The 12,163-nt window shown below is 73.4% G+C and carries 11 protein-coding genes; 3 read left to right on the forward strand and 8 right to left on the reverse strand.

Features of this window, described 5'->3' with window-relative positions; all coding sequences use genetic code 11:
* The coding region (locus tag GA0115240_RS36515) for an SCO7613 C-terminal domain-containing membrane protein (protein ID WP_370673246.1) at positions 1-1,061 on the forward strand (1,061 nt) is incomplete at its 5' end.
* Between the two features lie 22 nt (positions 1,062-1,083).
* Here GA0115240_RS36515 and GA0115240_RS00085 read toward each other — a convergent pair.
* Complete coding sequence (locus GA0115240_RS00085; protein WP_093734570.1) at positions 1,084-1,785, reverse strand: PadR family transcriptional regulator; 702 nt, start codon at positions 1,783-1,785, stop codon at positions 1,084-1,086.
* Positions 1,786-1,853: 68 nt separating this feature from the next.
* Here GA0115240_RS00085 and GA0115240_RS00090 point away from each other — a divergent pair, with 68 nt between their 5' ends.
* Together GA0115240_RS00090 and GA0115240_RS00095 are read left to right on the forward strand one after the other, a co-directional pair.
* The gene (locus GA0115240_RS00090) at positions 1,854-2,552 is read left to right on the forward strand and encodes an ABC transporter ATP-binding protein (RefSeq protein WP_093734571.1); all 699 of its coding nucleotides are present in this window, start codon (positions 1,854-1,856) and stop codon (positions 2,550-2,552) included.
* 5 nt (positions 2,553-2,557) lie between these two features.
* Positions 2,558-5,359 carry an ABC transporter permease gene (locus GA0115240_RS00095; protein WP_093734590.1) on the forward strand — a complete coding sequence of 934 codons (2,802 nt, stop codon included), beginning with the start codon at positions 2,558-2,560 and terminating at the stop codon, positions 5,357-5,359.
* A 57-nt stretch (positions 5,360-5,416) separates the two neighbouring features.
* Here GA0115240_RS00095 and GA0115240_RS00100 read toward each other — a convergent pair whose 3' ends face one another.
* From GA0115240_RS00100 to GA0115240_RS00130, 7 genes are read right to left on the reverse strand one after another with little or no spacing between them, the layout of a single operon-like run.
* Positions 5,417-6,127: a DUF6390 family protein gene (locus GA0115240_RS00100; protein ID WP_093734572.1), complete on the reverse strand. Its 711-nt coding sequence runs from the start codon at positions 6,125-6,127 to the stop codon at positions 5,417-5,419.
* Between the two features lies 1 nt (position 6,128).
* On the reverse strand, positions 6,129-7,199 hold the full coding sequence (gene hypE, locus GA0115240_RS00105) for a hydrogenase expression/formation protein HypE (RefSeq protein WP_093734573.1): 1,071 nt from the start codon (positions 7,197-7,199) through the stop codon (positions 6,129-6,131).
* 8 nt (positions 7,200-7,207) lie between these two features.
* Positions 7,208-8,311 (reverse strand): hydrogenase formation protein HypD, encoded by a 1,104-nt coding sequence (hypD, locus tag GA0115240_RS00110; protein WP_093734574.1) that lies wholly within the window; start codon positions 8,309-8,311, stop codon positions 7,208-7,210.
* A complete protein-coding gene (locus GA0115240_RS00115; protein ID WP_093734575.1) occupies positions 8,308-8,604 on the reverse strand; it encodes a HypC/HybG/HupF family hydrogenase formation chaperone in 297 nt (98 codons plus the stop codon). Before GA0115240_RS00115 ends, hypD begins: the two co-directional genes overlap by 4 nt.
* Positions 8,605-8,645: 41 nt before the next feature.
* Positions 8,646-11,300, reverse strand: a complete 2,655-nt coding sequence (gene hypC, locus GA0115240_RS00120; protein WP_093734576.1) for a HypC/HybG/HupF family hydrogenase formation chaperone — start codon at positions 11,298-11,300, stop codon at positions 8,646-8,648.
* Positions 11,301-11,302: 2 nt separating this feature from the next.
* Positions 11,303-11,797 (reverse strand): hydrogenase maturation protease, encoded by a 495-nt coding sequence (locus GA0115240_RS00125; protein WP_093734577.1) that lies wholly within the window; start codon positions 11,795-11,797, stop codon positions 11,303-11,305.
* Positions 11,798-11,800: 3 nt separating this feature from the next.
* Positions 11,801-12,016, reverse strand: a complete 216-nt coding sequence (locus tag GA0115240_RS00130) for a hypothetical protein (RefSeq protein ID WP_093734578.1) — start codon at positions 12,014-12,016, stop codon at positions 11,801-11,803.
* Between the last annotated feature and the right edge of the window lie 147 nt (positions 12,017-12,163).

Below are 12,163 nucleotides of genomic sequence, written 5' to 3' on the forward strand. Positions count from 1 at the left end.
TGACCCCGGTGGCCGCCGGGCTGCCGTACGCCGCCGCGCTCGCCGCGGCCTGGCTTCCGGCCTGCGCCGGGGCTGTCCGGCTGCTGCGGCGCCCGGCAGCCGAACGTGCCCCGCAACTCTGCGCCCTGGTCGCGCCCGCGGCGCTCGCCCTTGCCTGGTCGTGGCCCGACGACCGGGCCGCCCTCACCGTGTGGGGTGCGACGGCGCTGCTGGCGGCCGGTCTGGCCGCGGCCCTGCGCCGGGACACCGAACGCCACCTGATCGGGGCCGGCGCGGCGGCGTGCACGGTGGCCGCCTTGGGGGTCGAGGCGGCGCGGGCGGCCGGCGCGGCCGGTCTGCCCGCCCACCTGGCGGCCTTCGCGCTGCTCGGTGTCGCGGTCGACTCCGTGCCGGCCGCCGCCGTACTGCGCAGCCTGGCCGTCGAGTTGACCGGGTACGGGCTGGCCGCCGCCGCGCTGCTGATGACCGCGGCGAACCCGGACGCTTTCAGTGTCGCGCTGTCCGTCACGGGCGCCGCCGCGCTGGGGGTGGCGCTGCGGCCCGACCGGCGCCGGGCCGCGGTGCTCGCTGCCAGCGTCCTGCTGATCGGGGCTTCCTGGGTGCGGCTGGTGCTGGCGGCGGTCGCCGCGCCGGAGCCCTACACCGTCACCGTCAGCGCCGTCGTCCTGGTGCTCGGCCACCTGCGCCGTCGCCGCGTGCCCGGGACCACCTCGTGGGCGGCCTACGGCGGCGGGCTCGCCGTGACGCTGCTGCCCGGTCTCGGGGCCGCCTGGGCGGACACCCACTGGCTGCGTCCGCTGCTGCTCGGTCTCACCGCTCTCACGGTGACCCTGCTGGGGGCGCGGTACCGTCTGCAGGCCCCGCTGCTGATCGGCGGCGCCGTCCTGGTCGCCGACGCCCTCCACGAACTGGCCCCGGAAATCGCCCAGTCGCTGGGCGTCCTGCCCCGCTGGGCCCCGCTGGCCGCCGCCGGGCTGCTGCTGGTCTTCGTGGGCGCCACCTACGAGCGGCGCCTGGCCGCGGGCCGCCGGCTGCGCGACGGCCTGCGCCGGATGAGCTGAACGCCCTCCCGGCGTCGGCCGGTCAGGCCCTGCGCCCCCGCAACTTCCGTACCGCCGACGGCGCGTCGGCCTCCTGGCCCCGTACCTCACCCCGTACCTCACCCGGTACCTCAGCCGGTTCGTCCTCCGCTCCGTCAGGCGGCGTCCGGGCCGAGGCCCCGACCGCGGCGCTGCCCGCCGCACTGCCCGCCGCCGCCCCGTTCTCGGCCAGCGGGGTCAGCCGGCGGCCGGCGGTGTCCACCAGTTCCAGGTCCGCCTTCGTATGGGCGATGGCCGCGTCGATGAGCAGTGCCACCAGCGGATCGCCGGTGTGCGAGCGGCGCAACCGGGTCAGGCCGGCCAGCTCGGACAGGTACGCCTGGCGCTGGGCGGTCACCAGCGCGGCGAGGGCGGCCGAGCCGAGCGAGGCCGCACCGAACAGCTTCAGGAACAGCTCGTCGCGGAAGCCGCCGGTGCGCACCCAGGCGCTGGTGGCCCAGCTTCGCAGCTCGTCCTGCCCGGCCGGGGTGATGGTGTAGAGCGTCTTGTCGGGGCGGTCGGCCTGGGTCACCTGGGACCGGGTGACGAAGCCGTCGCGGACCAGGCGGTCCAGGATCTGGTACAGGTGCCCGATGTTGAGGCCGCCCCACTGGGGTCCGATGGCCTCCTGGAAACGTCCTCGCAGCTCGTAGCCGTGGTTCGGCCGGTCGGTCAGCAGTGCGAGTACCGCGTGATGCAGTGGCATTTACACTCCTCCTGGATTGTGACAATGTACTCCTGCATTGCGACAATTCAGCAAGTCAGGGAGGCGCCATGGGAGTGGCACTGCGGGGCGTCACCCGCCGGTATCCGGGACTGACCGCGCTCGACGAGGTGGACCTGGAGATCGAGGACGGCACCGCCGTCGCGCTCACCGGCCCGTCCGGCGCCGGCAAGTCCACCGTGCTGCATCTGGTCGGCGGCATGGACCAGCCCGACTCCGGCACGATCGAGATCGACGGCGAGAAACTGACTGCTCGTCAACTGGACGCGCACCGACGGCGGATCGGCTTCGTCTTCCAGCGCTTCCACCTGCTGCCCGCGCTGACCGTGCTCGACAACGTGCTCGCGCCGGTCCTGCCCCGACGCGTCGGCTTCGACCGGCGCGCCCGCGCCACCGAACTCCTGGACGCGGTGGGACTCACCGGGCGCGCCGACGCGCTGCCCTCCGAGCTGTCCGGCGGTCAGCAGCAACGCGTCGCGGTCGCCCGGGCGTTGATCAACCGCCCCGGACTGCTGCTGGCCGACGAGCCGACCGGCAACCTGGACAGCGTCATCGGCCGGGAGATCATCGACCTGCTGCTCTCGCTGCGCGAGCGGTACGGCATGACGATGCTGGTCGCCACCCACGACAGCGAGGTCGCCGCCAGCTGCGACCGGATCGTACGACTGCAGGACGGCCGCATCATCGCCGACGAGCGGATCACCCCCGCCGACGACGTCCTCGACCGGCTCGGAGGCCTGCGTCCGTGATCGCCATGATCTGGTCCCAACTGCGGCGCCGCCGCGGTCGGGCCCTCGCGCTGGCAACCGGCATCCTGGTCGCCGCCACCAGCTTCACCCTGCTCACCTCCACGGTGACCACCAGCCAGGCGCGGACCGTGGGCACGGTGCAGCACAACGACCGCTCCGCGTACGACGTCCTGGTCCGCCCGCCGGACTCCACCACCGCCGTCGAGCGGCAGGACGGCCTGGTCGGCGCCAACTTCCTGTCCGGTGTGTTCGGCGGCATCACGCTCGGCCAGTACGACCGGATCAAGGCCCTCGCCGGGGTGCAGGTCGCCGCGCCGATCGCCAACATCGGCTATCTGATGGTGCAGACGATGGTCCCGGTCGACGTCTCGGCCTTCCTCGACAGCAAGGCCCCCAGCCAACTACTGCGGCTGACACCGACGGTGACCGCCGGCCAGGGCAGCTATCGGGCCGCCGACCAGTACGTCTACCTGACCCGCGACCCGATCACGACCTCCCATACCTGGTCCGACACCACCTTCCCCGGCCTGCAGCAGGAGCACACCGCCAAGGGCGGCTCCTACGTCTGCTGGTACTACGACGACGACAAGACCGAGATGGCGACCGGCGCCGACGGCAAGCCGATGGCGCCCACGCCCGTCCCCGAGGACCTCGAGGAGCACTCGCCGTTCGAAGCGGACATGAACTCCTGGCTCAACTGCCAGTCGGGCCGGGGCAAGGCGACCGTGGAGGTCCCCACCTCCTACCCGGTGCTGCTGTCGGCGATCGATCCCGCCGCCGAGGACCAGCTGGTGGGCGTGAGCCGAACGGTCACCTCCGGCCGGATGCTCACCGAGCGGGACAAGCCGGTCTGGACGACCGACACGAGCTACTCGGACAAACCGTTCTACAAGATCCCCGTGCTGCTCAGCAGCAAGGCGCTGACCGCCGACACCCTGCACGCCACCGTTGAGCGGCTGGATCCGCCCGACCCGGCGGCCCTGCCGGCGAAACTGGGCAGTCCGACCGCCCACGACTTCGTCAACGGGCTGCCCGGTACGCCCGTCGGGCAGGTCACCGCCGACCTCGACAAGGGCTTCCAGGCCGCCACCGGGGCGACGGCCGACCTGGACGCCGAGGACTACTGGACGGTCGGCCCGGTCGACTACACCCGCACGAAGCAGGGGCTGGCCCCGCGGACCAAGCCCGCCCAGTCGCCCGAGATCTGGCGGACGAATCAGGACCAGCAGTTCGTTCGCTACGTCCCCGAGGAGAACACCGGCACGCAGCTCCGCAAGGTCACCGGCCACCCCGGCACCTCCTCCGGCTGCTTCGGGACGAAGACCTGCATCGAGCAGGACTCCGGCCGCGCCCCCGTCCCGGACCTGGACATCGTCGGCCGCTACGACACCGCCGAACTGCCCGGCTTCTCCTCGGCACTGGACAATGTCCCGCTGGAGACCTACCAAACGCCGCAGGTCACCGGCGCCGACGCCGCCAGCCGGGCCGCCCTGCACAACCAGCCGCTGCGACCCGACCGCAATCTCGGCGGCTATCTCGCGCCACCGCCCACCCTGCTCACCACGATCGACTCGATCCCCGGACTCACCCGCAGCCGCCGGGCGCCGTCACTGCAGGACAAGGCACCGGTCAGCGCGATCCGTATCCGGGTGGCCGGGGTGACCGGCGTGGACGCCGCCTCCCGGGCCCGGGTCAACGCGGTGGCCGGCCAGATCCGTACCGCGTTCCCCGGGCTGCAGGTGGACATCACCGTCGGCAGCTCGCCGGCCCCGCAGACCATCGCGCTGCCGGGAGGACTGCGCGTCCGGGAGAACTGGACCGCCAAGGGCGTGGCCCTGCACATCTTGACGGCCGTGGACACCAAGAGCGCGATCCTGTTCGTCCTCGTGCTGGTGGTGTGCGGACTCTTCCTCGGCCAGGCGTCGCTGGCCTCGGTGCGGTCGCGCCGCACCGAGATCGGCACACTGCGCTGCCTGGGCTGGAGCGCCTCGGAGATCCTCCGGCTGATCCTCGGCGAGCTCACGGTGATCGGGCTGGTCGCCGGCGCGCTGGGCTCGCTGCTCGCCTATGGTCTGGGCGAAGCGCTCGACCTGGCCGACGCGGCGGCCAAGGCGGCCCTGGTGCTGCCGGTCGCGCTGCTGCTGGCCCTGCTGGCCGGGCTGCTCCCGGCCTGGCGGGCCACCCGGGTCGGACCGCTCGACGCGGTCACGCCCCCGGTGACCGCCGGCCGCCGGGCGGCCCCGGTGCGGACGGTGGCGGGCCTGGCGCTGCGCAACCTGCTGCGGGTACGCGGCCGGACGGTACTGGGCGCGGCCGGACTGGCGCTCGGCGTGGCGGCCTTCACGGTACTGCTCGCCGTCACCCTGGCCTTCCAGGGCGAGGTGGCCGGCTCGCTGCTCGGCGACGCGGTGGTCGCCCAGGCCCGAGGCGCCGACTATCTCAGCGTCGCACTGTCGCTGCTGCTCGGCGCGGCCGGGGCGGTGGACGTGCTGGTGCTGTCCCAGCGCGAACGCGCCGCCGACCTCGCGGTGCTGCGCGCCACCGGCTGGACCAGCCGCGAACTCGCCCGCATCACCCTCTACGAGGGCATCGGGCTGTCCGTCCTGGGCGGCCTGACCGGCGCGGTGCTCGGACTGGCCGCGGTCGTGGGGATCGGCCGGGGCGTACTGACCGGCCATCTGCCGGCCGTGGCGGGCGCCGCGCTGCTCGCCACGGTGGCGGCGATCGTGCTGGTCTGCGCGGCGCTGGCGGTACCGATCCGTGCCCAGTCCCGGATCGCGCCGGCTCGGCTGCTGGCGGTCGACTGAGCCGCCGCCCCGCCGGCCCCCGCCCCACCGGTCCCCGGCGGTCCGGTGGGGCGGCGCTCAGGCGCGGTGGTGGGCGCGGTGGTGGCGGGCCTCCAGCGCTTCGACCCGGGCGGCCTGCTCCTCGGTGATCACGTCGCAGACCCAGTCCCAGTGCAGGGCCACCCGGTCGCCCGGGCGCGGCCGCGCGATCAGGGACCGGCCGCCGGTCGACCAGCGGGCGGCCTCCCGGCGGGGCGGGCCGGGCAGCATCGCGTGGCCGTCCCAGGTCAGTGGGCGGGATTCCACGGCCGCCGACTCGCCGTCCACGGCGAGCACCACGCCGGTTCGGATCCGGCACTGGTCGAGCACGGACAGCGCGGTCGGGTTGCCGGCGGCGCGCAGCATCCGGGCCCACGGGTAGACGTCGAACACCTGGAAGCTGTGGTGGGCCAGGGCCCGGTCCGCCGCCTCGCGCCAGGTGCCGCCGAGCTGGCCCCGGAAGCGGTCCAGCATCCGGTCGAGCAGGGCGGCGGGATCGGTCTTGTCCAGCAGGTCGTTGCCGATCCAGTACGCCTCGACCACGCGTTCGTCGAGCGGATCGGGCAGGCCGGCCGACTCGGCGAGGAACTCGAGATAGCACCAGGCACCCTCGAACTGCCGGGCCTGGCCTTCGATCCCGGCGGTCGCGTCGGCGCGGAGCAGGGCGGAGGCGTCCGGGGGACCGCAGTAGCCCAGTTCGTTGGGGGGATAGGCGTAGCGCGCGAACAACAGCGCGCCCTGCTCGCTCATGTCAGCAGATCCTCGGCAGTTGTTCGCCGATCGGCAGGCCGACCACCCGGGTGCCGCCCAGCCCGGTTCTGGCCACCACCATCCCGGGGTGTTCCGGTACGCAGGTGCCGATCCTGGCGGCGGACCGCCCGAGCGGGTGCGCCCGCAGCGCCGCCAGCACCTGGTCGGCGCGGTCGGCGGGGACGAAGGCCACCAGCTTTCCCTCGTTGGCCACTTGCAGCGGGTCGAGGCCGAGCAGACTGCACGCGTCCCGCACCGCCGGCGGAACGGGCAGGTGGCGCTCGACGAGTTCGACGCCGACCTTCGAGGCGCCGGCGATCTCGTTGAGCGTGGCCGCGACCCCGCCGCGGGTCGGGTCGCGCAGGACGTGCAGATCGGCGCCGGTGGCGAGCATCGCCGCGACCAGGCCGTGCAGGGCGGCGGTGTCGCTCTCCACCGCGGTGCCGAACTCCAGGCCCTGCCGGCAGCTCAGGACGGCGATGCCGTGCACCCCGATGTCGCCGCTGATCAGCACGGCGTCGCCGGGCCGGGCCCGGCGCGGGTCGATGTGCACGCCGTCGGGGATCACCCCGATACCCGCGGTGGTGATGTAGACGCCGTCCCCGCTGGCGCTGTCGACGACCTTGGTGTCCCCGGTGACCAGCCGGACCCCGGCCGCCTGCGCCGCGGTGCCCATCGCCTGCGCGATACGGCCCAGTTCGGACAGCCCGGTGCCCTCCTGGAGGATGAACGCCGTCGACAGGAACAGCGGCGTGGCACCCGACATGGCCAGGTCGTTGACCGTCCCGTTCACCGCGAGGTCGCCGATGGAGCCGCCGGGGAAGAACATGGGCTTGACCACGAAGGAGTCGGTGGAGAAGGCCAGCCGGGTGCCGTCACCCACCGACAGGACGGCGCAGTCGCCGAGTTCGGCGGTCGCCGCGGCGCCGAAGGCGGGCAGGAACAGGTGCTCGATCAGCTCGCCCGACATCGCCCCGCCACCGCCGTGGCCCATCACGACCGACGGGGTGTCCCGGAGCGGCACGGGGCAGACCCAGCCCTCGAAGTCCAGCTCGTCCAGGGTGGCTTGCATCGCGTCAGTCACGGGGCATCGACCAGTTCCAGTCGGCGGTAGGCGTAATAGGCGGCGCAGGCGCCCTCGGAGGAGACCATCGTCGCGCCGAGCGGATTCCTCGGGGTGCACTGCTTTCCGAACGACCCGCACTCCTGCGGTCTGATCAGCCCCTGGAGCACCTCGCCGGACCGGCACAGCGACGATTCGGCGGTGTGGATCCCCGCCACGTCGAAGCGCTGCTCGGCGTCGAACTCCCGGTATTTCGCGGACAGTTTCCAGCCGCTGCGCGGGATCGTCCCGATGCCGCGCCAGGTCCGGTCGGTGACCTCGAAGACGTCGCGCAGCATCTCCATGGCCGGCACATTGCCCTCGTCGCGCACGGCACGGGGGTAGGCGTTCTCCATCTCGTGCCGGCCGGCTTCGAGTTGGAGGACGGTACGGCGGATGCCCTCCAGGATGTCCAGCGGTTCGAAGCCGGTGACCACGATGGGGACCTGGTACTTCTCAGCCAGCGGCGGGTATTCGGCGGTGCCCATCACGCTGCACACGTGCCCGGCCGCGAGGAACGCCTGCACCCGGCAGCTGGCGGACTCCATGATGGCTGCGATCGCCGGCGGCACCAGGACATGCGACACCAGCAGGGAGAAGTTCCGCACGCCGAGCCGCCGGGCCTGGTGGACGGTCATCGCGTTGGCCGGCGCGGTGGTCTCGAAGCCGATACCGAAGAAGACGACCTCCCGGTCCGGGTTCTCCCGGGCCAGCTTCAGCGCGTCGAGCGGCGAGTACACCACCCGCACGTCACCGCCGGCGCTCTTGACGGAGAACAGGTCCTGGCTGCTGCCCGGCACCCGCAGCATGTCCCCGAAGGAGCAGAAGACGACCTCGGGGCGGGCGGCGATCGCCAGGGCCCGGTCGATGATCTCCAGCGGTGTCACGCAGACCGGGCAGCCGGGGCCGTGGATCAGTTCCACGCCCTCGGGCAGCAGTTGGTCGATGCCGTGCCGGATGATCGAGTGGGTCTGGCCGCCGCAGACCTCCATCATCGCCCACCGCTGGGTGGTGGCGGCGTGGATCTGGTCGATCAGCTTCTTCGCCCGCTCGGGGTCGCTGAACTCCTCGAGGTACTTCACCGGCCTGCTCCTTCGATGAACTGCTGCTGCCTGGCCGCCGGTTCGAACCCGTCGCCGAACTCCTCGGCGAGGATGCCGAGCCGGTCGAAGCTGGCCAGCGTCTCCTGGGCCGACCGCTCGTCGAGGCGCTGGATGGCGAATCCGACGTGCACGATGACGTATTCACCGACCGCCGCGTCGGGGATGTACTGGAGGCAGACCTCCTTGCGCACCCCGCCGAAGTCCACCTCCGCCATCAAGGTGCCGTCGACTTCGGCGGTGCTGAGCACCCGCCCGGGAACTGCCAGACACATGGTCCCTCTCTCTTCTCGGTGGGCGTTCGGCACGGATCCCGTCAGCCCGCGGCGGCGATCAGCAGCTGGCCCAGGGCGATCCCGCCGTCGTTGGGAGGCAGCAGCCGCGGGCGCAGGACAGTGAAACCCCGCTCGGTCAAGGTGTGTTGGGCCTGGGTGAGCAGCACGGCGTTCTGGAAGACACCGCCGCCGAGGGCCACCACTTCCAGGCCGGTCCGGTCGCGGCAGAGGTCCGCGAGGTCGCCGACGAGAGCCGCGACGGCCGCGTGGAAGCGCGCCGCGATCACCGCCGCGCCGACCCCGGCCCGTACGTCGGACACCACCGCCCGGACGACCGGCGCCGGATCGGCGACGGCGAACGGACCGGCGGCGTCCGACGCCGCGGCCGCCTCCCCGCCCGCCGGGTCGACGCCGAACCTGTAGCCGCCCGCGCTGTCGGGGGACGCCGCCGCCGACCGGGCCAGCCCCTCCAGCGCCACGGCCGCCTCCGCCTCGTAGTCCACCTCGTGCCGGACTCCGGCCAGCGAGGCGACCGCGTCGAAGAGCCGTCCCATGCTCGAAGTGGGCACACAGCCGAAGCCGGTCACGAACTGGTGTGCCAGCACGTTCCGTTCCCGCACCGGGCAGGCCCGGACGGCCGGCATCGCCTCGTCCCACCCGATCCCGGCCGCGTACAGGTGCGCCAGCGCCATCCGGTAGGGCCGCAGCACGCTCGCGTCACCGCCGGCCAGCGGTACGTAGCCGAGGTGCGCGGCCCGGCGGAAGGACCGGTAGCCGGCGACCAGCACCTCGCCGCCCCAGGCGGCTCCGTCGGCGCCGTGGCCGGTGCCGTCGAAGGCGACGCCGATCACCTGGTCCGCGGCACCGACGCCGTGCTCCCCCATCACCGAGGCGATGTGCGCGTGGTGGTGCTGGACGGTCCGCAGCGGCCGCTCGCCGGCGTGGTCGCGCGCCCAGCGGCCGGACCCGTAGTCGGGATGCCGGTCGGCCACCAGCAGCCCGGGCCTGACCCCGGTGAGGTGCTCCAGATGCTCCTCGGTGCCGGTGAGCGCCTCGACGGTGGCCAGGTCGCCCATGTCCCCGATGTGCTGGCTGATCCAGGCGTAGCGGTCCTCGGCCAGCGCGCAGGTGTTCTTCAGGTCCGCGCCGACGGCGAGCGTCGGCGGTACGTCGAAGGGCAGCGCGAGCGGCAGCGGCGCGTAGCCGCGGGACCTGCGGACGGGCAGTTCCGCGCCCGCCACGAACCGGCTGACCGAGTCGTCGCAGGGCACCTGGATCCGGCGGTCGTGCCGCAGCCAGGCGTCGGCCAGAGCCGCCAGTTCGGCCAGGGCCCGGGAGTCGTCGGTGACGATCGGCTCGCCGGACCGATTGGCGGAGGTCATCACCAGCGCGTCGGGACCAGGGAGGTCGTCGCCGATGCCGAAGAGGAGGACGTGCAGCGGGGTGTAGGGGAGCATCAGCCCGAGATCGGGGTTCCCCGGCGCCACGGCCTCGGACAGCCCGCCGCCCCGCCCCTGACGGCCGCGCCCTTCGCCGCCGGACTCGCCGGACCCCTCGGTGCCGGACCCCTCGCCGCCGGACCGGGTGGCGCCGCCCGCACGCCGGGGCAGCAGCACGATCGGCCGGCGGACGCCGGACAGCAGCTCCCGCTCGTCCGCCGTCGCGGTCACCAGCCCGGCGGCCACGTCGAGATCGGCGACCATCACGGCGAACGGCTTGCCGCCGCGCTGCTTGCGGCGCCGCAGTTCGGCCACCGCCGCGTCGTTGCGGGCGTCGCAGGCGAGGTGGTAGCCGCCCAGGCCCTTGACCGCGACGATCCGGCCCTCGGCGAGCAACTCCCGCGCGCCGCGCAGCGCGTCCTCGTCGGTGGCCCTCTTCTCGGTGTCCTTGCGCACCAGTTCCAGCCGCGGCCCGCAGCTGTGGCAGGCGATCGGCTGCGCGTGGAAGCGGCGGTCGGCCGGGTCCTCGTACTCCGCCCGGCAGGCGTCGCACATGGCGAACGCCGCCATGGTGGTGGCGGCCCGGTCGTAGGGCGTACCGGTGACGATGGTGAAGCGGGGGCCGCAATGGGTGCAGGTGATGAACGGGTGGCGGTAGCGCCGGTCCGCCGGGTCGGCCAGCTCCGTCAGGCAATCCGCGCAGGTGGCGATGTCCGGCGAGACCAAGGTGCGGGACCGGCCCCCCTCATGGGAGTCTTCGATGGTGAATGCGGTGCCGCCGGCGAGTGGTTGCTCGCTCTCCCGCACCGACTCCACCACCGCGAGCGGCGGGGGCCGCTCGCGCAGCAGTCGGCCGAACTCCGCGACCGCCTCGGCGTCGCCCTCGACTTCGGCGACCACGCCCGCGCCGGTGTTCAGCACCGAGCCGGCCAGCGCGAGCCGGGAGGCGGTGACGTAGACGAACGGCCGGAAGCCCACGCCCTGCACGACGCCCCGCACCTCGAAGCGCCGCCGCACCCGCCGGGGCCGGCCGCGGCCCATCATCTCCAGGCCGGCCAGCGCCTCCTGGGCCTTGGCCCGGTCGATGAGTTCGACCGCGAAGCCCATGTGCAGCAGCACCCAGTCACCGGCGGCCGGGGGCTCGTCGAGCATCCCGATGTTGACCCGCCGCTGCGCCCCCTCGACGTCGACGAGCGCGAGCTGGCCGGCGTATCCGGCCACGATCTCCACGACGCGACCGGGGATGCCAAGGCACATGATCAGGAACTCCTGGGCTCTGCGGGTTCGGCCGGCACCAACCGCCGGACCAGGGTGCGTACAGCGTCGACCGCGTGGGGTACGGCGGCGGCGACCGCCTCACTGAGGCCGATCCCCTCCTCGACCCCGGCGGGGGTGCAGCCCACGATGTAGGTGACCGGCAGCGTACCGCCCAATTGGTCGAGATTTGCCAGCATTGAGGCCGGATTCATACCATGTGCGTCGAATTCACCGGTCCCGAGGTGCTCGGCCCCCACTTCCAGCAGGGTCAGCCGCCCGGGCGGGCCGTCGCCCGGATAGGCGTCGACGAGGACCAGCGCCTCGTACCCGGCGAGCAGGTCGTACGCCAGGTGCATGCCGCGGATGCCGTAGTCGACCACCCGGACCCGCGGCGGCAGGTCCTCCGCCAGCAGCAGCTGCCGCACCACCTCGGGGCCGAAGCCGTCGTCGCCGAGGAAGAGATTGCCGACGCCCGCCACGAGCACGCCATCGGCCACCGGTCAGCCTCCGCCCGACTGCAGTCGGGGCGCGTCGGGATCGATCGGCCGGCTCGGCTCGACCGAGCTGTCGGAGCGCTCGTCGGCGCCCGCCGCGGGCCGGCCGGTGGAGGCGCCGGACCCGGCGGACGGCCGCTCGGAGCCGGTGTCGCGCGACCCCTTCGGGCCCCGTTCCTCCTGCGGCTCCTCGGGCAGATCCGCACCTGGTGTCCTGCTCATCGCACGTCCTTCCTCACTCGCTCGGCAGCCGGTCGACATCGAACACGCGGCGCGGTCACATCGAACGCATCCGCAGGTAGCGGCGGACGTCGGGGATCGACATCACGCCGACGGCCAGCGCGGTGGCCACCGCGGCCGCGGCCACGC

Origin of the sequence: Streptomyces sp. DvalAA-14 (assembly GCF_900091855.1) — a bacterium.
In the GTDB taxonomy this organism is placed as follows: Bacteria; Actinomycetota; Actinomycetes; order Streptomycetales; family Streptomycetaceae; genus Actinacidiphila.

Excerpts from the sequence above, each read along its gene's own strand:
- hypC (WP_093734576.1), bottom strand. The coding sequence starts at position 11,300 with ATGTGCCTTGGCATCCCCGGTCGCGTCGTGGAGATCGTGGCCGGATAC.
- GA0115240_RS00085 (WP_093734570.1), bottom strand. The coding sequence starts at position 1,785 with ATGCCACTGCATCACGCGGTACTCGCACTGCTGACCGACCGGCCGAAC.
- GA0115240_RS00130 (WP_093734578.1), bottom strand. The coding sequence starts at position 12,016 with ATGAGCAGGACACCAGGTGCGGATCTGCCCGAGGAGCCGCAGGAGGAA.
- GA0115240_RS00090 (WP_093734571.1), top strand. The coding sequence starts at position 1,854 with ATGGGAGTGGCACTGCGGGGCGTCACCCGCCGGTATCCGGGACTGACC.
- GA0115240_RS00095 (WP_093734590.1), top strand. The coding sequence starts at position 2,558 with ATGATCTGGTCCCAACTGCGGCGCCGCCGCGGTCGGGCCCTCGCGCTG.
- GA0115240_RS00100 (WP_093734572.1), bottom strand. The coding sequence starts at position 6,127 with ATGAGCGAGCAGGGCGCGCTGTTGTTCGCGCGCTACGCCTATCCCCCC.
- GA0115240_RS00115 (WP_093734575.1), bottom strand. The coding sequence starts at position 8,604 with ATGTGTCTGGCAGTTCCCGGGCGGGTGCTCAGCACCGCCGAAGTCGAC.
- hypE (WP_093734573.1), bottom strand. The coding sequence starts at position 7,199 with ATGCAAGCCACCCTGGACGAGCTGGACTTCGAGGGCTGGGTCTGCCCC.